This is a genomic window from Halopseudomonas sp. T1L2 (assembly GCF_055397385.1).
This window is the reverse complement of sequence record NZ_AP040865.1, coordinates 2,309,289-2,329,718: the sequence shown is the minus strand read 5'-3', so window position 1 is coordinate 2,329,718 and position 20,430 is coordinate 2,309,289. Positions and strand designations below refer to the sequence as shown.

Annotated in this window: 23 protein-coding genes, 1 tRNA gene and 2 pseudogenes; 6 read left to right on the top strand and 20 right to left on the bottom strand. The window is 58.4% G+C overall.

All coding sequences use genetic code 11. The annotated features are described in order from the left end of the window. Position 1: 1 nt before the first annotated feature. Both ACZ5WQ_RS10990 and ACZ5WQ_RS10985 read left to right on the top strand, forming a co-directional pair. Positions 2–232, top strand: coding sequence for a helix-turn-helix transcriptional regulator (locus ACZ5WQ_RS10990; protein ID WP_042855695.1), 231 nt, complete (start codon positions 2–4; stop codon positions 230–232). A gap of 481 nt (positions 233–713) precedes the next feature. Next, positions 714–1,439: an inovirus Gp2 family protein gene (locus tag ACZ5WQ_RS10985; protein ID WP_096222167.1), complete on the top strand. Its 726-nt coding sequence runs from the start codon at positions 714–716 to the stop codon at positions 1,437–1,439. Positions 1,440–1,442: 3 nt separating this feature from the next. On the opposite strand, the gene ACZ5WQ_RS10980 is transcribed toward ACZ5WQ_RS10985, so the two are convergent. Then, positions 1,443–1,514, bottom strand: coding sequence for a DUF4113 domain-containing protein (locus ACZ5WQ_RS10980; RefSeq protein WP_230684674.1), 72 nt, complete (start codon positions 1,512–1,514; stop codon positions 1,443–1,445). Between the two features lie 195 nt (positions 1,515–1,709). Between ACZ5WQ_RS10980 and ACZ5WQ_RS10975 the strand changes: the two are divergent. Further along, positions 1,710–2,657, top strand: a pseudogene (locus ACZ5WQ_RS10975) (type IIL restriction-modification enzyme MmeI); the annotation flags it as partial. Positions 2,658–2,842: 185 nt separating this feature from the next. On the opposite strand, the gene istB reads toward ACZ5WQ_RS10975, so the two are convergent. Beyond that, positions 2,843–3,646, bottom strand: a complete 804-nt coding sequence (gene istB, locus ACZ5WQ_RS10970) for an IS21-like element helper ATPase IstB (protein WP_096222168.1) — start codon at positions 3,644–3,646, stop codon at positions 2,843–2,845. Beyond that, positions 3,639–5,135 (bottom strand): IS21 family transposase, encoded by a 1,497-nt coding sequence (istA, locus tag ACZ5WQ_RS10965; RefSeq protein WP_143485056.1) that lies wholly within the window; start codon positions 5,133–5,135, stop codon positions 3,639–3,641. The genes istB and istA overlap by 8 nt, the downstream gene beginning before the upstream one ends. On the opposite strand from istA, the gene ACZ5WQ_RS10960 reads away from it, so the two are divergent. Both ACZ5WQ_RS10960 and ACZ5WQ_RS10955 read left to right on the top strand, forming a co-directional pair. After that, complete coding sequence (locus ACZ5WQ_RS10960) at positions 5,079–5,477, top strand: GIY-YIG nuclease family protein (RefSeq protein ID WP_232339656.1); 399 nt, start codon at positions 5,079–5,081, stop codon at positions 5,475–5,477. The genes istA and ACZ5WQ_RS10960 overlap by 57 nt on opposite strands. 143 nt (positions 5,478–5,620) lie before the next feature. Then, a complete protein-coding gene (locus ACZ5WQ_RS10955; protein WP_042855643.1) occupies positions 5,621–5,935 on the top strand; it encodes a hypothetical protein in 315 nt (104 codons plus the stop codon). A 114-nt stretch (positions 5,936–6,049) separates the two neighbouring features. Here ACZ5WQ_RS10955 and ACZ5WQ_RS10950 read toward each other — a convergent pair whose 3' ends face one another. The 8 genes from ACZ5WQ_RS10950 to ACZ5WQ_RS10915 form a co-directional block, all read right to left on the bottom strand. Then, positions 6,050–6,226: a hypothetical protein gene (locus ACZ5WQ_RS10950; protein ID WP_013970869.1), complete on the bottom strand. Its 177-nt coding sequence runs from the start codon at positions 6,224–6,226 to the stop codon at positions 6,050–6,052. Beyond that, entirely contained in the window at positions 6,223–7,125 is a 903-nt protein-coding gene (locus ACZ5WQ_RS10945; RefSeq protein ID WP_042855644.1) for a recombination directionality factor, read from the bottom strand. The genes ACZ5WQ_RS10950 and ACZ5WQ_RS10945 overlap by 4 nt, the downstream gene beginning before the upstream one ends. A gap of 89 nt (positions 7,126–7,214) precedes the next feature. Continuing rightward, on the bottom strand, positions 7,215–8,219 hold the full coding sequence (locus ACZ5WQ_RS10940) for a YqaJ viral recombinase family nuclease (RefSeq protein ID WP_042855645.1): 1,005 nt from the start codon (positions 8,217–8,219) through the stop codon (positions 7,215–7,217). Between the two features lie 79 nt (positions 8,220–8,298). Then, on the bottom strand, positions 8,299–9,267 hold the full coding sequence (locus ACZ5WQ_RS10935) for a DUF932 domain-containing protein (protein WP_042855646.1): 969 nt from the start codon (positions 9,265–9,267) through the stop codon (positions 8,299–8,301). Between the two features lie 97 nt (positions 9,268–9,364). After that, positions 9,365–9,694: a hypothetical protein gene (locus ACZ5WQ_RS10930; RefSeq protein ID WP_042855647.1), complete on the bottom strand. Its 330-nt coding sequence runs from the start codon at positions 9,692–9,694 to the stop codon at positions 9,365–9,367. Between the two features lie 325 nt (positions 9,695–10,019). Next, on the bottom strand, positions 10,020–10,727 hold the full coding sequence (locus ACZ5WQ_RS10925) for a Crp/Fnr family transcriptional regulator (protein WP_464382317.1): 708 nt from the start codon (positions 10,725–10,727) through the stop codon (positions 10,020–10,022). Between the two features lie 81 nt (positions 10,728–10,808). Beyond that, the gene (locus tag ACZ5WQ_RS10920; RefSeq protein ID WP_021219115.1) at positions 10,809–11,381 is read right to left on the bottom strand and encodes a hypothetical protein; all 573 of its coding nucleotides are present in this window, start codon (positions 11,379–11,381) and stop codon (positions 10,809–10,811) included. Beyond that, entirely contained in the window at positions 11,378–12,604 is a 1,227-nt protein-coding gene (locus tag ACZ5WQ_RS10915; RefSeq protein ID WP_042855648.1) for a sterol desaturase family protein, read from the bottom strand. The genes ACZ5WQ_RS10920 and ACZ5WQ_RS10915 overlap by 4 nt, the downstream gene beginning before the upstream one ends. 212 nt (positions 12,605–12,816) lie before the next feature. Here ACZ5WQ_RS10915 and ACZ5WQ_RS10910 point away from each other — a divergent pair, with 212 nt between their 5' ends. Next, positions 12,817–13,509 (top strand): SDR family NAD(P)-dependent oxidoreductase, encoded by a 693-nt coding sequence (locus ACZ5WQ_RS10910; protein ID WP_021219117.1) that lies wholly within the window; start codon positions 12,817–12,819, stop codon positions 13,507–13,509. A gap of 180 nt (positions 13,510–13,689) precedes the next feature. Here ACZ5WQ_RS10910 and ACZ5WQ_RS10905 read toward each other — a convergent pair. From ACZ5WQ_RS10905 to lolB, 9 genes and pseudogenes are all read right to left on the bottom strand, one after another. Beyond that, a pseudogene (locus ACZ5WQ_RS10905) lies at positions 13,690–13,842 on the bottom strand (integrase); the annotation flags it as partial. 50 nt (positions 13,843–13,892) lie between these two features. Continuing rightward, positions 13,893–15,137 (bottom strand): tyrosine-type recombinase/integrase, encoded by a 1,245-nt coding sequence (locus ACZ5WQ_RS10900; protein ID WP_042855650.1) that lies wholly within the window; start codon positions 15,135–15,137, stop codon positions 13,893–13,895. 187 nt (positions 15,138–15,324) lie between these two features. Continuing rightward, positions 15,325–16,425 (bottom strand): redox-regulated ATPase YchF, encoded by a 1,101-nt coding sequence (gene ychF / locus ACZ5WQ_RS10895; RefSeq protein WP_228246615.1) that lies wholly within the window; start codon positions 16,423–16,425, stop codon positions 15,325–15,327. A gap of 37 nt (positions 16,426–16,462) precedes the next feature. Further along, positions 16,463–17,038, bottom strand: a complete 576-nt coding sequence (pth, locus tag ACZ5WQ_RS10890) for an aminoacyl-tRNA hydrolase (protein ID WP_088273889.1) — start codon at positions 17,036–17,038, stop codon at positions 16,463–16,465. 44 nt (positions 17,039–17,082) lie between these two features. After that, a complete protein-coding gene (locus ACZ5WQ_RS10885) occupies positions 17,083–17,703 on the bottom strand; it encodes a 50S ribosomal protein L25/general stress protein Ctc (protein WP_088273143.1) in 621 nt (206 codons plus the stop codon). A 93-nt stretch (positions 17,704–17,796) separates the two neighbouring features. Further along, positions 17,797–18,738, bottom strand: coding sequence for a ribose-phosphate pyrophosphokinase (locus ACZ5WQ_RS10880; RefSeq protein ID WP_088273144.1), 942 nt, complete (start codon positions 18,736–18,738; stop codon positions 17,797–17,799). A gap of 120 nt (positions 18,739–18,858) precedes the next feature. Then, positions 18,859–18,933: transfer RNA gene (locus ACZ5WQ_RS10875), tRNA-Gln, on the bottom strand. 29 nt (positions 18,934–18,962) lie between these two features. Next, positions 18,963–19,814 carry a 4-(cytidine 5'-diphospho)-2-C-methyl-D-erythritol kinase gene (gene ispE, locus ACZ5WQ_RS10870; RefSeq protein ID WP_464382316.1) on the bottom strand — a complete coding sequence of 284 codons (852 nt, stop codon included), beginning with the start codon at positions 19,812–19,814 and terminating at the stop codon, positions 18,963–18,965. Then, positions 19,811–20,428, bottom strand: a complete 618-nt coding sequence (lolB, locus tag ACZ5WQ_RS10865) for a lipoprotein insertase outer membrane protein LolB (protein WP_464382315.1) — start codon at positions 20,426–20,428, stop codon at positions 19,811–19,813. Before lolB ends, ispE begins: the two co-directional genes overlap by 4 nt. Positions 20,429–20,430: the final 2 nt, after the last annotated feature.

The window sequence follows — 20,430 nt, the reverse complement described above, 5'->3', positions numbered from 1 at the left end:
GATGCGAATTTTCCGCTTACAAGACGTGATCACTGCTACTGGCCTGTCTAGGTCGACCCTGTACAAGTACATCTCGGAAGGCACCTTCCCGAAACCGGTATCGTTGGGCGACCGCTGCGTCGGCTGGGTCGATAGCGAGGTGCACGACTGGATCCTTGCCCGGATCGAGGAGCGTGACCAAGCTGAGGGGGCGTCCACTCGTCCCATCGGCCATCTGAGCATGGCCAGCTAGAACAGCCACCTGCGCCATGATCGGCTTCGGCTGGTCATGGCGCTTATGCCGGTTCTCCGTCTCTGGCTGTTCGGCTTCGCATGGTAAGTCGTGGCGGTGTCGCTCCCACCGCCACGACAGCCTCAGTTCCGATATCTGGCTCAGGCCTCTTCGGCTTGATTTATTTCCGAAATTCGAACTCGGCAAAAATTGCCGCTATGGCGGGACGATTGAGGTGGCTTTGCCCGAGCAGCTCGGCGAAGGAAATTGCGGTGCGGGTATTATGCTTTTACTAGCTACTATCACCCGAAGGGTTCACGCCTAACCGAGTAACAACCTGCACTGACCTACACAGAGAGTCGGACACTGATCCACCACCTGAGAGGCCATCACTACAGCGTATCCAGAGAGACCAACCAACGGATCAGGCAGGGAAAGGTATCCAGTAAATTAAAACTCCGCAGGCATGGCTTATGAAACTCAACCATGAGAGGTCATAACCATGTTCAGCGATACCAATACCACCCAGCGCTTTCCACTCCGTCACCCTGACAATCCCAACCTCCACCTGCACTACGGGGATACCTTCGAGGGCTTTCCCATTCAGAGCGAAGTAGGCCCCTTTATTCGGGAATACCTGTCTGATCTCAAGCGCACCGTCGACCTGGCATTGGCTGAGTATCCGAGGGTCTTGGCCTACAGGGTGGATCTGCGTTTGCCTCAGGGTGTCGAGCTACCCGACTTCGCCTATACGAATCAGGTCATCAGCCGGTTCTTCGAATCGTTTACGAAGAAGATCCAGTACCACCAGGAGCGGGTGGCTGAGCGTGGCTACTCGCGTGGTTGCAAAGTACGGTACGTCTGGTCGAGAGAGATCGGTCAGGGAGGCCGCCAGCATTATCACCTGCTGATCCTGCTTAACCGTGATGCCTATTACACCCTAGGGCTGCTGGGCTCAGAGAGGGTCAACATGATCAGCCGCATAGAAGAGTCATGGGCCAGTGCGCTGGGGTTGTTGATGTCTGAAGTCGATGGGCTGGTACATATCCCCGAAAATCCAACGTATCGGATAGATCGGCATCCCCGTATGCGGAAGGTTGCATGGTCAGAACACAAGGTTCTTGTTGATGAGCTACCGGATCTGTTCTACCGGGCCAGCTACCTGTGTAAGAAAGCGACCAAGTCCTACGGGGATCGTCAGCGGGGATTCGGCACTAGCCGAGGGTAGTGGCTAGTTCGCCTTTGCGACCATTAACTCAGACCAGCGAGTGGTGTAAGCCGGGGAGAGCAATTCTCTTCGCATAGCCCACTCGACTGGCTTGGTGATGCGTCCCGGCTGCAGCGTTCCACGTCCTCAGCAGTTTTTGATAGCTTCCATGGGGCACAGGATCATTTTCACATGCCAATGCTCGTTCCTTTATCATCCATGCACTTTGCATGGATGGTGGGCCTAGAGGCCCCCTTGCCGCCTTGGCAGCAGTGATCGGAACAGCCTTATATGAACGCCGTAGAAATCGAACAAGCCATCACCGACCTGGCCAGCCAGCCGTTTGACCGGGTCGAGTTCCCTTATGCCTTCCTGCAGGCTTTCGGTAATAAGGAAACCACCCTCAAGCGCCTGCGTTCGGGTGCAACCAACAAGTCCGATCTGGGCGGTGTGCTGCAGACCAGCAATATCCACCTGGCCGTGTGTGAACCAGGCAAGGTCACGGAGACCCTGGCGGCACTCAAGGCCAGCCCTGCTACGGCCCGTGCCAAGGCTAAATACGTGCTCGCCACGGATGGCGAGACGCTGGAAGCTGAGGAGCTGGAAAGTGGCGAGACGGTCGCCTGCGACTACCCGCAGTTCCCTGATCACTTCGGATTTTTCCTGCCGCTGGCAGGCATTTCCACGGTCAAGCAGATTCGCGAGAACTCCTTTGACATCCGTGCGACCAGCCGACTCAACAGGCTTTATGTGGAGCTGCTCAAGGACAACCCTGCCTGGGGCACGGCCGAACGCCGCCATGAGATGAACCATTTCATGGCGCGGCTGATCTTCTGCTTCTTCGCTGAAGATACCGACATTTTCAATGGCACCGGTCTGTTCACCGACACACTCACGCAGATGAGCGACCGCGATTCAAGCAATCTGCATGAGGTGATGGGTGAGATCTTCCGCGCGATGAACACGCCGATTGCGCAGCGTGCTTCGGCGAGTCTGCCGCGCTGGGCGGATGCTTTCCCGTATGTCAACGGTGGGCTGTTCTCAGGCGATCCGGATGTACCGCGTTTTTCTCGCATTGCGCGTAGCTACCTGCTGCATATCGGCGCTTTGGACTGGAAGCAGATCAATCCCGATATCTTCGGTTCCATGATCCAGGCCGTGGCCGACGACGAGGAGCGCGGCTCACTAGGCATGCACTACACCAGCGTGCCCAATATCCTAAAGGTACTGAACCCGCTTGTTGGCGCCGACCGAAAAATGACCCACCCTGCCGATTGAAAATTGACCCAGGGAAGATTGCTGATTTCAGCCTCAGCAATTGTGGATAAGTTTAGCCACCGAGTTCGCTTTCGCTGAACTGAGTCGGTGCGTTTCGGTGGTGAATGACCTGCCAGAAAGATACTCCGGCAGGCCTGCCCCCCTCTTCAGAATGGTTCGTCGTCTTCTGTTTCCTGAGCCCCCTTACGCGTGCGTTCGCGTGACTTGATCTTGGCTTGAGCGGCCAGGCTGCTGTGTTGCAGACGGTAGGACTCGTTGCCGGTTTCGATGATGTGGCAATGGTGCGTGAGCCGATCCAGCAAGGCCGTGGTCAGCTTGGCGTCGCCAAACACGCTCGACCATTCGGCAAAGCTCAGGTTGGTGGTGATCACCACGCTGGTGTGCTCGTAGAGCTTGGACAGCAGGTGAAACAAAAGCGCCCCGCCGGCCTGGCTGAATGGCAGATAGCCCAGCTCATCGAGGATCACCAGATCCATGCGCAGCAGGGCCTGGGCGATGCGCCCGGCCTTGCCGTCGTGCTTTTCGCGCTCCAGCAGATTGACTAGGTCGACCGTGGAGTAGAAGCGCACGCGTTTGCCGTACTGGGTAATGCCGGACACGGCCAATGCCGTGGCCAGGTGCGTCTTGCCGGTGCCAGGGCCGCCGATGAGCACCACGTTCTGCGCACTGTCGGTGAAGTCCAGGCTGGCCAGCTCGCGGATCAGGCGGGCATCGGCGCAGGAGGCCGCGAAGTCGAAACCGGCCAGATCACGGTGCAGGGGCAACTTGGCCATGCTCAGTTGATGACGCACCGAGCGCATGGCGCGGTCATCGTGCTCCTGCTGGAGTAGGTGTTCGAGCAGCCACCGGGAGCTGGAAATAGCTGAGCTGTCCTGTGTGCTCAGTTCTCCCCAGGCGGTGGCCATGCCGTGCAGGCGTAGTGCTTTGAGTTCTGTCAGAAGATCACGCATGACCGCGCTCCTTGGCCACCCGCAGGCGGTCGTAGCGTGCCGGATTGGCCAGTGGGGCGTCTTTGAGTGGCAGGTGGTTTTCTACCGTCACGGGAAGTGGTGCGGCGGTCAGGCGCGCGACGACATTGAGGATGTGCTCGGCGCTCAGGGCGCCACTTTCCAGTACCAACTCGACAGCTACCAGCACGGCCTCCAGACCAGCCACTGGTACGGCTGCCAGCACTTGGGCCATGATCCGATCTCCGCCGGTATGTCGTGCCAGGCCATGACGAAGTTGGCGCAGTGGCCTGGGCAAATCAGCGAAGGGCGCGCCATTACGTAGCGCCCCCGGTTTTCGCTCGATCAGTGGCAGGTAGTGCTGCCAGTCATAACTAACCTGGTCGCGATCCAGCAGGCGAGCATGACTGGCAATCACGGCATCATCGGCCACCAAGTCGATCCGCGTCGGATACAGACGGCTGCTGACCCAGCGTCCGGCGAACTCGCACGGTACGGAGTAGCGGTTGCGCCCTAGGCTGACCAAGGCGGTGTTGGAGACGCGTACGGGCTTCTCGACATAACCGTCGAAGGGAGCCGGCATCGGCATCATCTCTGCCTGTTCCAACTCCAGCACCTCGGCCACGCTCAACCCGGGGTACTGCGGGTGTACCAGCTCATGCCAGAGCGCCCGACAGCGCTGGCTCAGCCAGGCATTGAGTGCCTCAAAGCTGGAGAACCGCTCGTCCTGCGCCTCCAGCCAGATGCGCCGGCGGCTGTCCTGGACATTCTTCTCGACGATGCCTTTTTCCCAGCCGGAGGCGACATTGCAGAAGTCCGGATCGAACAGGTAGTGCGCACACATCACCGCAAAACGGGCGTTGACCGTGCGCCCTTTGCCCTTGTTGACCTTGTCGACGGCGGTCTTCATGTTGTCGTAGATACCCCGGCGCGGCACGCCACCCAAGGCCGCGAAGGCACGGGTATGGGCATCGAAGAGCATCTCATGGCCCTGACTTGGATAGGCCACCAGCCAGAACGCACGACTGGCACACAGCTTCAGGTGCGCCACCTGCATGCGCCGGTAGATGCCGCCGATCAGTAGACCTTCCTCGCTCCAGTCGAACTGGAACGCCTCACCAAGCTCAAAGCTCAGCGGCACGAAGGCCCGTAGACTCTTGCCCTGCTGCCCGCGCCAGGCGCGGATAAAGGCAGTGAGTTGGCTGTAGCCACCTTCATAACCGTCAGCCCGGATCTGCGTTAACAGCGCTTTGGCTGTACGCCGTTGCGACTTGGGACGCAGCGCATCGGCTTTTAGCGCCAGCTCCAGCGTGGCGTGAAACGGATTGAGCTTGTTGAACACCGCCCGCCGCTGGTACACCGGCTGGGTCGCTTCCGGTGCCCTGATCCATTTGCGGATCGTGTTGCGTGACAACCCCGTGCGCTTGGCTATCTCATGCAACGACAGCTGGTCGCGGAAATACATCCGCCGAATTTTGCCCATCATTTCCATACTGATCACCCTGTGGTCTCCTGCTCAAAAAACGAGCAAGAGCAGTTGAGCACCTGGGTCAGTTTTCGGTCGGCACAAGGGCCTTTACTGGGTCAATTTTCGGTCAGCGCCAACATGCACAACATCAATCGTACGCGGATGGAAAACTTGTTCCATCGTCTGTTCAGCCCTGCCCAGATTGAGCTGACGATCCCTGATCGCTTCGGTAATCCGGTCAAACCCCGGGAGTGGTTTTTGGTACCGCTGCACGTTATCAACGAAGCTGTGGAGCGCATTCGCGACGGTTCAATCGCCGGCGTTATTTACGATCCCGCGTCGGCATCGTTGCGAAGTGCCGGCTGAACCGAGCATTTGTCCCGTGAACATTCGTTCCCTGCAAGCCCGCTGGATGCAACGCTGGGAGACTCAATCTCATCGGCTGCTAATTGACCGTTCCTTGTTGAAGATTTGGTAGAGTCACTCCTTCAACTGAAGGAGTGCTTCACATGGGATTTTATATCGAGTGCTACCGTGGGGCTGAGTTTTTACACGCTGGGCAACCCAGCACGATCAGCGCCGATCAGATAGAGCAAGTCGTTGATGAGACGACGCAGGTATCAACACCTGCGTTCAAAGGTGGCGATGAGGTTCGTCGAGCTACGTTCGTTGCGACTACACCTCAAGGGAAATTCACTTGGCATGTACTCTTCAGTACCGGTGACGCCGATGACTGTGTGGAGGACGTTACGCTTGTCAGTGCTCCGTTGGATGCAGTCGTCAAGGTGAGTCCTGGGTTTAAGATCAGGGACGCAGATAGCTGAGTCCCCCACGGGCTTGGCTGATTAGCAATCGCACATCGGGCCTTATTTGCGAGACAAAAAATAAAGAATGTCCCGCCCTCAGTGGAGCGGGACATCCGTTTCCTCTGACGTCGGTCACTTGCTTTTTGGTGCTGCCTGGAGTCGACAGAAGATCCAGCACGCCAGTACCACCGCTATCAGCAGTGGTGGAAATCGCACCATCACAATCACCAGTAACAAGACCGCCAGGCAGCCTGCCAGGATCCCGGCAAACATCATCGCAGCACCGAAAGTGCGTAGCAGACGTTTCATACTTCCACCTCTTGGCGTGTGGCTTGCGCGTCCAACTTCTCAGCCAGGCTGGGCTTGCTGTAGGTGGCTTGTGGTGTGATTGTTGAGGCGGGCACTTCACCTTCCGGGTAGAACTCTTCCACGATGGCGCTGACATCCTCCTCGCTGTCTTCGAATGCTCCGTTGCCAAAGCCGCGTCGTGCTGCCTCATCCAAGGCGGCTTGATCGAAGCCCGCAGCCTGGCGCCGCGAATCGAGTTCGCTGGCTGTCACCAGTGCTTCAGCCATGTCCATGCCGCCGCGTACAGTCAGGTCGGCGTAAAAGATCGGCGTGCCATGGCTCTGTCGTGTCGACTTCCCGCGTAGACGTAACTCCAGCGGCAGACAGGCCAGGCGGTTACCCGAGATGGCCTGGAAGTAATGCAGGCGAGCGGCCAGGGTGCGGATGCTGTTGAAGCCGGTGGTGCGGAACATGAAGCTGCCCAGCGGATCCTCATCGCCAATGACCACGTTCAGTCGGCCGTAGGGCTTGCAGGCACCGCCTTTGGCGAGCGGACAGGCATCCGGCGAAGGGCAGGGCAACGACTGCATACCGTCCTGAGTGACCCGTTTGCAGGTCTCGCCATTGCCGACGCAAACCGGCCGACCAGACTGCCGGTCGAACAGCGTGTAGTCGGCGCGGAAATTCAGCTCCGGTTCGTTGAACAGCAGGCGTACCGGAATGCTGCGCAGCTTGTCGTCCTTGCCTTCGCGCAGCTCATCATTGAGTGGGTGCAGTAGCCAGCCGTCCTTACCCTGCACCTGGGAGGTGATGGTGAACTGGTCATCCTTCTCCGGCAGTCGCTTGCCGTTCTTCTCGATGACCTTGCCGATGGAAATCCGCCCGAGTACCGGCGGAGTGATAGCCAGACCTTTGAGCATGGTGAGTCTCCTGGAAATGAAAAAAGGCCAGCCACGCAGCGCGAACTGCATGGACTGGCCAAGGGGGAAAGGATTGGAGGGGTTGGGTTTCAGCCGACCAGAAAGCGCCGCGCACCCAGCTTCAGTAGTGGGTACTTGGCCTGCAGGTGCGGCTTGTCTTTGAGCAGTTGAGCGACATCGAAACCGATGCTGTCCTTGGCTTTGCGCCAACTGATGTAGCCGCTGGAGAACTCCGCCCGACTGGCGTCGCCCATGGCCTGCTGCAGCATCTGCTTAAGTTCAGCCTCACGCTTTTCCCTGTCGGCAATCGACTGGCGCACGGCTTTCAGCTCTATATAGGCTGCAGTGAGCCCGGCATGCTGGCTGAAGTCGACGACCTGGCCGTTGTCCTCTGGATAGAGGCAGCGAAGTGCTGACTCAGCGGAAGCGGTGCCATCGGCCGGCGGTGGTGTGTCGGTTTCCACGTAGTGCCAAAACTGGCGCTCCAGCTCGATCAGGCGAGCAATCATCTGCTCGTCTCGTTCGATGCGATGGATCTCCAGCGTCTGGCCGCCCAGCAGCACCGACACATCCGCCGCTTGCTTGCCGGTGACGGCGAGCTGGTGCATCACCTGCAGCTGCACATACTCAGGCACGCCCTCTTTCCAGAGGCGTGCCCCGTTTATGCCGGCTGTCTTACATTCGAGGATCTGCACATCGTCGGCCCCGATCACCTCGCGGTCGATGTTGGCCAGCATCCAGGGCAACTCCGGATCAGGATGCTGCAGCACGGCGTTGATGCGCCGTACCTTGTTATTCGTACGCTTGCTGTAGTGCCAGGCCACGATAGGCTCCAGCACGTTGCCCCAGTACATCGGGCTTTCCTCATCCTGAGGATCAGCCTTGGGCATGCCGGAATCGCGACCGGTCTTCTCCATCCACAGCTCCAGCTGCGACTTGTAGGGATTCAGACCAACGGCAGCGGCGGCATCGGAACTGCCGATACCTTGCTTGCGGATCTGCAGCCAGTCCTCGCGCGGCAGCTCCTTGGTGCTGACCAGACGCAGGGCGGGGCGGGATTTGCTGGTGCTGCGATTCAATGAAGTGGCTTTCATAGCGTTCACCTTGCAGAAATAGAAACGCCCGACCTGCAGCGAAGCGGGTCGGGCGTTATGGGGTGGGATTAGTAAAAGGTCAGGCGACCAGTTGCAGGGCCGTATCCAGAGCGCGTTGCTTGATCTGGGCACCTTGGCCGAACCAGGCAGAGTCGAGGCGGTACTCTGTGCTGCGTGCCCGTCGCTCGTGATCAACGTACTCGGTCACGGCATTGAGCAAGCCCCAGGCGGTGCCGCGAGCTGAGTCCAGCTGGCTGCCCCGGCCACGGCCTTCGTACAGCTCCTGCACTTTGCGCAGGGCGCGCTCGTTCGGCAGCTGCTCCGGCAAGGCGCCGGTCGGGCTGGTCTCGCACATCACGTTCATAAAGAAGCCCAGTGCCTCATGCCACTGCACCTTGCGTTCAGCCAGGTGGCGCATGCGGTACATGAAGTCGTCCCATTGCGAGACAGCAATGCCGAGCTGCTTCTTCACCAGATCACCGTCGAAGCGGGTGCTGTGCGGCACCTTGATCGCACGGCTGGTGCCGTCCAGGGCGATGGTCAGCGTGTTGTTGCAGACCACACGGATAGTAGTGGGCGTTGCTGTGGTGGCCAGTGTGCCGTCGCAGGAAGTGGCCAGCAGCAAATAGCCATTTACTTGGTCGTTGCCCTTGAGCGCAGCGCCCTGTCCGGTACGCGCCAGTGCCCAGAACTTGCGACCGCCCTTGAGCACGCCAGCGGTTTCCAGCTCGTAGCCGGAGACCTCGGTCAGGTCACGATAAAATTCGAGCACTTCCCGAGGCTGCACGGTGTGATAGCGCTGCGAGACCACTGACAGCGGTGCCTTGGTGTCCGAACGGTAGAGCACCTTCTGCTCGGGGAAGGAGTGGATCGCGCCCAGATGGCCGATGGCGTCCGACTTGAAGTGCACTGGGCTTTCCATGATCTGCCAGTCCATACCGGCTTCGCGTTGCCAGACTTCGATGGGCTGTTTCTGCGGCAGGTTGTTGCCCAAGCCGTGCCACGGAGTAGCGCCAACGTAGGCCATTTGTTCGATTTGATGAGCCATGACGAGTTTCCTTTAGGTGCAGGCCGGCAAAAAGCGCTGCGCATGGCGCAGCACCGGCAATCAGTGATGGAGAAGGAAGAGGAGAGCGGTGGCCGGATCAGGTCGGCAGGTTGAAGCGATGACCGCAGATCAGGCAGAGGTTGTGGGCCAGGACGTGACGGTCGAGTGACTCGCCGAGCTGAGCGCCGAGCGCACAACCACCGACGCCTCCGACCAGGCCACCGAGAATGGCGCCGGATGCCGAGCCGAGTGTGATACCTACAGGGCCGGCAATTACGCCGAGTGCTGCGCCGGCCTTGCCGCCTGCCAGAGCAGCACTGATGCCGCGTGCGAGGCCGCCGACAGCGCCGATGGCCGCGCCGGTTTTCATGGCGTGATGGAACGAAGCGACTTTGGGGGAGTGACAGCGAGGGCACTGCAATGACATGGGGGGAACCTCTTTGGTGCGGATGTCATTGCAGTAATGTGTGGTTGAGATTTTTTTGAATCGAATGGCTGCTTTTCAGCAGCGCTAACTGAGTGCGAACTGGCTGGAGTCGGCCAAAAGCAGTCTTTGATTGGTGACCAAGCGGCCCTCGTGCGGGGGCAGTTATTAGGCCCAAAGGTCTCTAGGAAAGCCGGGGCTATTGATAGGGCCGGTTCACCTCTAGCATTGTGGTCAGGTGGTACTGATGAAGTCAGGTGGTGAGTCCACTCATGATCAACAGCGATGCACTCGGCCCTGCGAAAATTACATCGAGATTAGTGCCGGCTCAGTTAGCCGCGTGCTCAGAAAGCCCAGCTGGATCAATTACTCGAATATGCCGAAAACCGATCTTAATCAGTCCCGCCTTTTCCAGTTGTTTTAGCAGCCCGTTGATAGTCTGGCGGGAAAAACCAAGTATGGAGGCTAAATCCGCCTGAGAAACATTCAAAATAACTTCCTCATAGCCTGTTGCCGGTGGTTGCAGCAACAACAGTTCTGCTAAACCTGTACGCAGCCGTTGCAGCGGCACGATCATCTGGCCATCGGCAAAGTGCCGCATAAAAGCGGCATAGCGCTTGGCAATAAAAAGTGTAATTGCCTTGCAATAGAGAGGTTCCTCTTCAAGGATTCGCTCGAATTGCTGCAGAGGCAGCATTAGTAATTGCACATTGGTATCGGCGATCACAGCCACATCGGCCTTTTCGCCTGTAATCAGGTCGAGGAAGTTGAACCAAAATCCTCTCTCGCCAATCATATAAAGCTTCTCCTCACCCTCGAATAGCAGCCGCGAAACCCGCACGCGCCCCTCAAGCACTACTGAGGCTGCAGTCGGTCGGCTGCCTTGGGCAGTGATCACCTGCCCTTTGCGATAGTGGCGCAATACGGAAGACTGGATGATTTTGTCTTGCACTTCCCCCGGCAAGCTTGCGAACCAGTCATCTGCCTCGCGCAGGCGGTAGATTGTCTGATGGGCTGCGTCATCTATGTTTTGCATTTGGAAACCTTGGAAACATCGATGTTGGGTCTTAACCACATTCGACAGTTTCCCAAGATATGGGATGCAGGGGAAGCCGAATTAACGGCTCGCAGCTAACAGCGGCACCACCCTATCCCGGTGCAGCAGCAGCAGGGCTAAAGACAGCAAGTAGTGCAGCCATTGGATGCCAGATAGCGGTCCGAGCATCTCTTCACCGGTTGCACCGGCCGCTAGACTAACGATGAACACTAGCGCCGCCCCGAGTGGCATTACCCGCCGCGTCACTAAGGCTGTGGCACAGATTAACAAGACAGAGCCAAGAGGCACCAGCATGCGCCAGGTGTCAAATCCCGACACGCTAATCACCACCCCGAAGCTCCCAACCAAGAGCGCGAAGCGCCCTGCGGCCGTGATGCGCTGAGCAACAGAGTCATCTGGCCAGCGCAGTGCAATGACCAGCAGCGGGAAACCTGCGCTGGCGGCAACCAGGCCGGTAAAGCGATGTGGGCCGGCGAACAACTCACCATACTGGTAATGCAGTGTACCAATCGCTGCCGCCAGGCCGATCAGGCCGCAACCAATGGCTAGAGCAGGGCGCTGGCGCAGCTGGACAAAGGCAATGGAAAAGGCAACCACAGCCAAGATCAAGTCGGAAATGGCATCGGCATTCATTGGGAAGTCCACAAAGCAGCAGGTTTGAAGGAAGTGCGGCTGAGCCATGCAGCGCTGCCTAGCATTACAACCAATAACATCAGCTTGAGTGCGATGGGCATACTAAAACCGAACCAGTCAGGTAGAGCAGCAAAGGCAATGCCCAGTCCTATGACACGGCACTGCTCAAAACGCCGTGCATTGGCACGTCCTTCCAATAGTGACGTGAGAGAGATTGCCGAAATGGCAAAGCCAGCGGCGTAGAGTGCCAGTAAGGTCTTCGGCAAGGTGTTGAGTAGCGTCAGAAAATGCATGAGGAACAACATTGCAAGCACCTGATGCACTACCGCATAGCGTTTGACCGCATCGGGTGTACACGGATCGTAATACTTAAACTGCGACGGCTCGTAAGGCTCGCTCGCCTCATCGTGCCAGCCACCAGGTGGTGCCAGCCAGACGCCAAGTTTAGCCCGCCAGCCCGGGGTGGCTTTGGATTTCTGCCAGAGCTCAATGTAGTAATGCATGTTGCCCCAGAATGGGTTAAGGCTCTGCAACGGTGTGCGCACGCCGTAGATGACCTTCTCGTCCTTGCGCTCCTCGGCGAAGGTACCGAATAGGCGATCCCAGAGAATCAGAATGCCCCCGTAGTTTGTGTCCATGCAGTAGTCATTTTGCCCATGATGGACGCGATGGTTTGAGGGTGTGACGAAGATGCGATCAAGCCAGCCCAAACGACCAATTACCTCGGTATGCACCCAGTACTGGTAAAGCAAGTCGATCAGCAACACCCCGGCAAACACGCTGGGCGGCACACCGGCCACTGCCATCGGTAGATAGAATATCCAGCCCAGAAGTGCGCTCGTCGAGGACTGGCGTAGGGCTGTTGCCAGGTTGAAGTACTCGGAAGAGTGATGCGATACGTGCCCGGCCCACAGCAAGCCAATTTCATGGTTCATACGGTGATGCCAGTAGTAGAAAAAGTCGTAGGCCACAAGGGCTCCGACCCATACCCACAGGCTATCGCTAGGCAAGGTCGTGGCGCGGTAGGCTTCGAATACCAGAGTGTAAACGCCCAGTTTCGCCAACTTGGTGAACGCCCCAACCACCTGGCTCAATAGACCATATTGGTAGCTGCTGATGGCATCAGGTATGGAATACGCCGCTAGCCCGCGGCGGTGCGCCAGCCATGCTTCCAGCAAGGTGGTGGTTAAAAAAATCGGTATGGCAAACACGATCAGATTCATTGCGCGCGATCCTTTTCTCTCGACTCAAGAAAGTTGAGCGGCTGATGGCTTTCAGCGACTCAGCGACCAGGCAAGTTAGCACTCTTGACTGTGCCCACTTGTCGGCTCGGCGACAGGTTCTGCACGGCAATAGTGGCAACCTAGCTGACCACTCGTGCCGGGGCTCAGTGCTCAGTGCAGCCCTGGTGTAGTCCACTTCAAGGAGAATAAGCGTGAGTAAAGTAGTCGCAATTAGCGGTGGATTCGGTTGTCTAGGTATAGCGGTAGGCGAGGCGTTCGCGGCCAATGGTTGGCGGGTGGCCCTGATTGATCAGGCCAGCGTGCCGCGACCCCTGGCCGACACGGCGCGCTCTGAAAAACTGCTTATCGGCGCGGTCGATCTAACCGATCTGCACATGGCAAATTGTGCAATGCAGCAGGTGCAGCAGCATTTTCAAGGATTAGATGCGCTCATCAACGTGGCGGGTGGTTTTCGCTGGGAGACCATCGAGGGCGGCGATCTTGCGACCTGGGATTTGATGTATCAAATGAACGTGCGCACTGCCGCAACGGCTAGCATGGCCGCGCTGACACACCTGAAGAAAGCCGAAGCCGGGCGCATTATCAACATTGCAGCCGGAGCGGCCAGTAAGGCCAGCCTAGGCATGGGGGCCTATGCTGCAGCAAAGTCCGGGGTGATGCGCCTTACGGAGGCGTTGGCCGAAGAGTTGAAAGATCAGCGCATCACGGTCAATGCGATCATGCCATCGATCATCGATACCCCGCAGAACCGCCTCGATATGCCTGATGCGGATGCCACCCGCTGGGTTACGCCAGAGCAGGTCGCTAATGTGATCGTATTTTTAGCCTCTCAGGAGGCTAGTGCAATCACAGGTGCAGCTATCGCTGTAAATGGGCGGTGCTAATTTATTAGGCCGGCTGTCGACATAGCAGAGTGGCTGCCTAGAGCCGTTCTTCTCACCCAGGGTTCGCCCGATCCTAATGATCCTAATGATCCTAATGATCCTAATGATCCTAATGCGGCATGCGTGGCCTATGCGTGGGGAACTGCCTGTTGTTACCGGCTGCTTTGGGCTTGCTGTGGGTCACTTCTTGCTCGTGCAGAACTTGGCCCATTCCGCCATCAGTGCACTGCGCTTCTCCAGAAGGTCGGAGCGCGAATAGGCCGCCTCGGTCTGGTCGCGTTCATCATGGGCAAGCGCAAGCTCACAAACCTCTCTCGGGTAGTTGGTGCATTCGGGTGAAAGCGCCAGCCGATGTTTTCGTAATCAGCGACGTCTCTTTCCATTCAGCCTAAGTCCTTTTTCCAGCTGTCCAGCATGTCCGCCCATCTCTGCATCATCATGGCTCGATCACTCAAATACTCGGCATGGTTGTAGGTGCGGCGGACAGCGTTTTGCTCGGTATGGGCGAGCTGTCTTTCGATCCAGTCTGCTGAATAGCCCATCTCATTGAGTCTGGTGCTGCCCGTTGTCCTCGTGGCATGCGGGCTGTATTTACCTCCCCAGCCAAGGGTGTTGAGCATCTGGCGGAATGAGGCCGCAACCATTGGGCGGGTGCGTACGTCGCGGTGAGGAAATACGTGGGTGTATTTTCCTGTGATGGAATGCAGGCCTCGCAGTATTTCGACTGCCTGTCGCGGCAGTGGCACCGTGTGCTCTTTGCGCTTTTTCATCCGCTCGGCGGGAATGCGCCAAAGCGCCTTCTCCAGGTCAAATTCTGCCCACTGAGCCTCTACAGCTTCATTGGGGCGGCACAGAGTCAGCCACATGAGCTGGAAAGCGCAGAGGGTCTCATGGCGTCCGCCGTGAGATTCGACATCGCGTAACAGTTGGCCAATTTCTTCGGTGGAGAGAGGGCGTTTGTGCTGAGTCTTGTTGGCTGGCAGGGCTTTTCGAACGGGGTGTACCGGGTCGGTGCTGGCTCGCAACGTGGAAATTGCCAGTTCGAAAACTCCGGACATGCTCCGCTTGGCCTCTGCGGCAACAGATGGGCCATTATCTTGAGCGGCTGCTCTGAGCACTTCAAGAATGTGCATGGGGGTGATGGCTTTGATCGGCAGTTCACCGATTTTGGGAAATACGACGCGTTCAAGCATGTTGAGTCGTCTGGACTTGGTGATCTCCTCCCAGTCCTTCAGTGAAAGCCACTCTTTGGCGACGGCTTCAAACGTAATGGCCTTCTCGTGGTCGCGCTTCACCCGCTCCTGTTGCCGGTGGTGCGCGGGATTGATGCCCTGTATGACTAGGGCACGGGCTTTCACGCGCTCATCGCGTGCCTCTGCAAGAGTGAAGCGGCGCCCTTTGCGGCGCTCTTCGGCGTGCTCGGGTGATTCCCCTTTGGGCGCGATTACATAGTCCCCAATCGCGAACACGCTTTCCTTCCTGCTAGTTCCGTCGTTCAGCTCGAACCGATAGCGCCATGCCTTAACCCCGTTAGGCTTCACCTCAAGGTAAAGGCCATTGCCATCTGTGAGCTTGTAGGGCTTTTCCTTGGGCTTGGCGGTACGGCACTCGGTATCGGTAAGCGGCATGGCTGCTCAATCCTGGTATACCCGGTTATATGGGGAGGTGAATTTTTCGATACCCGGTAGCGTACCCGGTAAATATGCGGATCGTATAGATTCTTTTCGGACCTTTTCGGAAAAGAAAAACCCCTTAAGGCTTTATTCCTCAAGGGGTTTCGTATCCGGTAAGATCCGGTGAAATCCTAATTTCTGTTTAGACGTTGAAACGGAAGTGCATTACGTCGCCATCCTTGACGATGTATTCCTTGCCTTCCAGGCGCCATTTGCCTGCTTCCTTGGCACCGCTTTCGCCGTTGTACTGAATGAAGTCGTTATAGGCGACGACTTCGGCACGGATAAAGCCCTTCTCGAAGTCGGTGTGGATGACGGCGGCGGCCTGCGGTGCGGTGGCGCCGATCTTGACGGTCCAGGCGCGTACTTCCTTCACCCCGGCGGTGAAGTAGGTCTGCAGACCCAGCAGCTCGTAGCCGGCACGGATTACGCGGTTCAGGCCCGGTTCTTCCATGCCCATGGTTTCGAGGAACATCTGCTTTTCCTCGTCGTCATCCAGCTCGGCGATTTCCGCTTCGATCTTGTTGCAGACCGGAACCACGACCGCGCCTTCTTCCGCGGCTATCTCGCGCACCACGTCAAGATGCGGGTTGTTCTCGAAGCCCTCTTCGGACACGTTGGCGATATACATCACCGGCTTGTTGGTCAGCAGGTGGAAACCCTTGGCCAGCTGGCGCTCTTCCGGGCTGAGGTTTTTCAGCAGCGAGCGGGCGGGCTTGCCTTCTTCAAAGTGCGGAATCAGCTGTTCCAGCAGCGCCTTCTGTGCGACTGCTTCCTTGTCGCCACCCTTGGCGTTGCGGGCAACGCGCTGCAACTGTTTCTCGCAGCTTTCCAGGTCGGCGAAGATCAGCTCCAGATCAATGGTTTCGATGTCGCGGCGCGGGTTGACGCTGTTGGAAACGTGAATGACGTTGTCGTCTTCAAAGCAGCGCACCACGTGGGCGATGGCGTCGGTCTCACGGATGTTGGCCAGGAACTTGTTGCCCAGGCCTTCACCTTTGGAGGCGCCTTCTACCAGGCCGGCGATATCGACGAACTCCATGCTGGTCGGGATGACGCGCTCGGGCTTGACGATGGCGGCCAGGGCGTCCAGGCGGGCATCGGGCATGGGGACCACGCCACTGTTCGGCTCGATGGTGCAGAAGGGGAAGTTCTCGGCACCGATACCGGCTTTGGTCAGTGCATTGAACAGGGTGGATTTGCCGACGTTGGGCAGTCCGACGATGCCGCAGTTAAAACCCATGGTGTTGTCCTCTGCCGTTGGTTCGGCGTAATGAGATTCAGGCCTTGAAGCTGTGCAGGCGTTGCATGACGGCGGTCCAGTTGCCTTCGACCATGCCCGGCAGTTCGCCGATGGCCTCGTCGATGCAGGCATCCAGCGCATCCTGCTCGGCGCGGGGCGCGCGGCCCAGTACAAAGCCGGTCACCTGTGAACTGTGGCCGGGGTGGCCGATACCCAGTCTCAGGCGGTGAAAGCCGTTGTTGTTGCCCAGTTTGGCGATGATGTCGCGCAGACCGTTGTGTCCGCCGTGTCCGCCACCTTTCTTGCACTTGACCACGCCCGGGGGTAAATCCAGCTCGTCGTGGGCAATGAGAATTTCTTCGGGTGCAATGCGATAGAAGCTCGCCAGCGCGGCGACGGCCTGACCGCTGCGGTTCATAAAGGTAGTGGGTATCAACAGGCGAACGTCCTGACCGTTCACGCTGATGCGTGCCGTCAGGCCAAAAAACTTGCTCTCCGGACGCAGGCTGGTGTTGTGCCGTGCGGCCAGACGCTCAATAAAAAGGGCGCCAGCGTTGTGGCGGGTCAGTTCGTATTCCGGGCCAGGATTTCCCAGTCCAGCGATCAACTTGATTCCCTGCGTCACAACGGGCGCCCTCTTCAGAGTCGTGCGGGAGGTTACTCCGCGGACTCCTCGCCTTCAGCCGGCGCGTCAGCAGCAACGCGAGCAGCGTGGACGTTGGCAACCGGCAGGTTGTGATCAGCGCCCTGAGCCAGAGCAGTGATAGCAACGCCTTTCGGCAGCTTCAGGTCAGACAGGTGGACGATCTGATCCAGTTCAACGGCAGCCATGTCGACTTCGATGAACTCAGGCAGATCTTTCGGCAGGCAGTGAACTTCCACTTCAGTCATGGTGTGGGAGATAACGCCGCCTTTCTTGACGCCTGCACAGCTGTCTTCGTTAACGAAGTGCAGCGGAACGTTGACGGTCACTTCGTGGCCGGCAACAACGCGCAGGAAGTCAGCGTGCATGATTACCGGCTTGGCCGGGTGACGCTGCAGTGCTTTCAGCAGCACGTCTTCTTTCTTGCCGTCGATGGACAGGCTGATGACGTGGGAGTAGAAAGCTTCGTTTTCCAGGGCTTTTTTCAGTTCGCGTGCTTCCAGAGCAACGTTCTGAGGAGCCTTGTCACCACCGTAAACGATGGCGGGAACCAGATCAGCGTTACGACGCAGGCGGCGGCTCGCACCTTTCCCCAGGTCAGTACGCGCTTTCGCATTAAGAGTGAAGTCGACCATTGTAGTCTCCTTGCTAACTCACCCGGGCATTTGCGACCAACGCATCGGGTGATGGGTGATGCCCTTGCGGGCTGTTAAATCAGCGCTCGTACCTTAACGGAACATCGCGCTGATGGATTCTTCGTTGCTGATACGGCGCATGGCCTCGGCCACAATCGGGGCCATGTCCAGCTGGCGAATGCGCTCGCAGGCAGCCGCGGCCGGGGTCAGCGGGATGGTGTTGGTCACCACCAGCTCGTCCAGCACGGAATTGGTAATGTTCTCGATTGCCTTGCCGGACAGGATCGGGTGCGTGCAATAGGCAAATACCTGCGCGGCGCCGTGATCCTTCAGTGCCTTGGCGGCATGGCAGAGAGTCCCGGCGGTGTCGACCATGTCGTCGACCAGTACGCAGGTGCGGCCTTCTACATCGCCGATGATATGCATCACTTCGGACTGGTTGGCCTTGGGGCGACGCTTGTCGATGATGGCAAGATCGACACCGAGGCTCTTGGCTACGGCGCGTGCGCGCACGACGCCACCGATGTCCGGGGAGACGATCATCAGATTCTCGAAGCGCTGATCCTGGATATCGTCAATCAGCACCGGCGAACCGTAAATGTTGTCGACGGGGATGTCGAAGAAGCCCTGGATCTGGTCTGCGTGCAGGTCAACGGTCAGCAGGCGGTCAACGCCTACGGTGTCGAGCATGTCCGCGACCACCTTGGCGCTGATGGCAACGCGTGCCGAGCGCGGGCGGCGATCCTGGCGGGCATAACCGAAGTAGGGGACCACTGCGGTGATTCGCGAGGCTGAGGAACGACGCAGGGCATCAGCCATGACGATCAGTTCCATCAGATTGTCGTTGGTCGGGGCGCAGGTGGGCTGCAGGATGAAGACGTCCTTGCCGCGTACGTTTTCGTTCAGCTCGACGTTGACTTCACCGTCGCTGAATCGGCCGACGGTAGCGTCGCCCAACGGGATGTGCAGTTGACGCACGACGCGCCGTGCCAGATCGGGGTTGGCGTTCCCCGTGAAAACCATCATCTTGGACACGCAGCAATACCTTTTGTGGGTAGTGGCTAGGTGGAGAATTCAGGTCTGCGGGAATGCCGAAACGGCCTCAACCAGCCAGACTTGAACAATTCTGTAGTTGATTGCTGCCGGAGAGAAAAATGGCAGGGGCGGCTGGATTCGAACCAACGCATGGCAGGATCAAAACCTGCTGCCTTACCGCTTGGCGACGCCCCTGTATCTGTCCGGATGCACGGCTGCATCCGTCATGCTTGCTTTTGCAGTTCGCGGTGTAACGGAGAAACGTTACAACCTCTTGCTACAAAACTTCGCAGTGTGGCTGGCAACCGGGCGCGAACTTTATCAGCTTCGCGTTCGTTTGGGAAGGCCCCAAACAAGCAACTGCCAGTCCCGGTCATCTTAGCCTCACAATATTTGTTTAGCAAGATCAACGTGTTACGAATTTCAGGGTAACGCGTTGTAACGACCGGCAGACAGTCATTCCGACCACCGCCTGCGACGAAGGCCGTTAATGTAATGGGCGATGAGTTTCGCGTCAACCTCTCATCTGAAAAAATTTCAGCGGTGCTGACAGGGCAGTCCGGCGCCACTACCAGGAACCAGGGCTCTTCCAGTTCTACCGGGGTCAATTGCTCGCCCACTCCTTCGGCCCAGGCGGCATGCCCTCGGACAAAGACGGGGACGTCAGCGCCCAAATGGATGCCCAGCTCGGCCAGTTGGTCGATGCTCAAGCCGGTTTGCCACAGGTGGTTGAGGCCAAGCAGGGTGGTAGCCGCGTCTGAACTGCCGCCACCGATACCACCACCCATGGGCAGAATCTTGTCCAGTTTGATGTCGGCACCCAGCGGTGTGCCGCTGGCCTCTTTCAGCAGGCGCGCGGCGCGGACGATCAGGTTGTCCTCCGCATCCACGCCCGGCAGGTCACTTAGCAAGGCAATTTTGCCGTCGCTGCGGCTGCTGAGATGCAGGGTGTCTCCGTAGTCGAGAAACTGAAACAGGGTTTGCAGTGTGTGGTAGCCGTCGTCGCGCTGGCCGGTAACATGCAGGAACAGATTCAGTTTGGCCGGTGCGGGCAGGCTGAGTGTCGCGGTGTTCATTCGGTGATGCCGGGTTTCCAATCGGTGATGACCAGCGTCAGCAGCAGATCGTGACCTGATATCTGCAGACGTTGGGGAAGTTCCAGTCCGTCAACTTGCTGGTAACGGCTGTATTCGACTGTCCAGCCGCTCTGGCTGAGACGGCCCAACCGGCTTTGGCTATCCAGCTGCAGGCGGCTGGCTGAATCGGGTGCGGGCAGGCCGCGCACCCACCAGAGCAACTGGTCGACCGGCAAGTGCCAGCCTATCTGTTCGGCGACCAGGTCTTCAGCCGAGCTGGCGGAGACGGTCGGCCGGCCGGCTACCTCCAGCGTGGTGCTGTTGCGGTCGCCCTGAATGCGGGTAGCTCCGCGCCCCAGAGGGCCTGACAGGCGGATATCGTAGTAGGCTCGGCGCTGCAGCCAGAACAGCGTGCCGCTGCCCGACTCTTGCGGGCTGCGGATGCCGATCTTGCCTTGCAGGATCCAGCGGTCCAACGGCTCCAGTTGTGCTCGGTGGGTTTTCCAAGCGTTCTGGTCGCCGCCAAACTCGATGGTTTCGCGTTGATGCAGGCTGCCGCAGGCGGCCAGGGTTGACAGCAGGCAGAACAAAAGAGGCAGGCGCAGCACGGACATGT

Coding starts and splice junctions, on each gene's coding strand:
- ACZ5WQ_RS10990 (WP_042855695.1), top strand. CDS start 2: ATGCGAATTTTCCGCTTACAAGACGTGATCACTGCTACTGGCCTGTCT.
- ACZ5WQ_RS10985 (WP_096222167.1), top strand. CDS start 714: ATGTTCAGCGATACCAATACCACCCAGCGCTTTCCACTCCGTCACCCT.
- istB (WP_096222168.1), bottom strand. CDS start 3,646: ATGCGTGATCTTCTGACAGAACTCAAAGCACTACGCCTGCACGGCATG.
- ACZ5WQ_RS10960 (WP_232339656.1), top strand. CDS start 5,079: ATGCAACGACAGCTGGTCGCGGAAATACATCCGCCGAATTTTGCCCAT.
- istA (WP_143485056.1), bottom strand. CDS start 5,135: ATGGAAATGATGGGCAAAATTCGGCGGATGTATTTCCGCGACCAGCTG.
- ACZ5WQ_RS10955 (WP_042855643.1), top strand. CDS start 5,621: ATGGGATTTTATATCGAGTGCTACCGTGGGGCTGAGTTTTTACACGCT.
- ACZ5WQ_RS10950 (WP_013970869.1), bottom strand. CDS start 6,226: ATGAAACGTCTGCTACGCACTTTCGGTGCTGCGATGATGTTTGCCGGG.
- ACZ5WQ_RS10945 (WP_042855644.1), bottom strand. CDS start 7,125: ATGCTCAAAGGTCTGGCTATCACTCCGCCGGTACTCGGGCGGATTTCC.
- ACZ5WQ_RS10940 (WP_042855645.1), bottom strand. CDS start 8,219: ATGAAAGCCACTTCATTGAATCGCAGCACCAGCAAATCCCGCCCCGCC.
- ACZ5WQ_RS10935 (WP_042855646.1), bottom strand. CDS start 9,267: ATGGCTCATCAAATCGAACAAATGGCCTACGTTGGCGCTACTCCGTGG.
- ACZ5WQ_RS10930 (WP_042855647.1), bottom strand. CDS start 9,694: ATGTCATTGCAGTGCCCTCGCTGTCACTCCCCCAAAGTCGCTTCGTTC.
- ACZ5WQ_RS10925 (WP_464382317.1), bottom strand. CDS start 10,727: ATGCAAAACATAGATGACGCAGCCCATCAGACAATCTACCGCCTGCGC.
- ACZ5WQ_RS10920 (WP_021219115.1), bottom strand. CDS start 11,381: ATGAATGCCGATGCCATTTCCGACTTGATCTTGGCTGTGGTTGCCTTT.
- ACZ5WQ_RS10915 (WP_042855648.1), bottom strand. CDS start 12,604: ATGAATCTGATCGTGTTTGCCATACCGATTTTTTTAACCACCACCTTG.
- ACZ5WQ_RS10900 (WP_042855650.1), bottom strand. CDS start 15,137: ATGCCGCTTACCGATACCGAGTGCCGTACCGCCAAGCCCAAGGAAAAG.
- ychF (WP_228246615.1), bottom strand. CDS start 16,425: ATGGGTTTTAACTGCGGCATCGTCGGACTGCCCAACGTCGGCAAATCC.
- ACZ5WQ_RS10885 (WP_088273143.1), bottom strand. CDS start 17,703: ATGGTCGACTTCACTCTTAATGCGAAAGCGCGTACTGACCTGGGGAAA.
- ispE (WP_464382316.1), bottom strand. CDS start 19,814: ATGAACACCGCGACACTCAGCCTGCCCGCACCGGCCAAACTGAATCTG.
- lolB (WP_464382315.1), bottom strand. CDS start 20,428: ATGTCCGTGCTGCGCCTGCCTCTTTTGTTCTGCCTGCTGTCAACCCTG.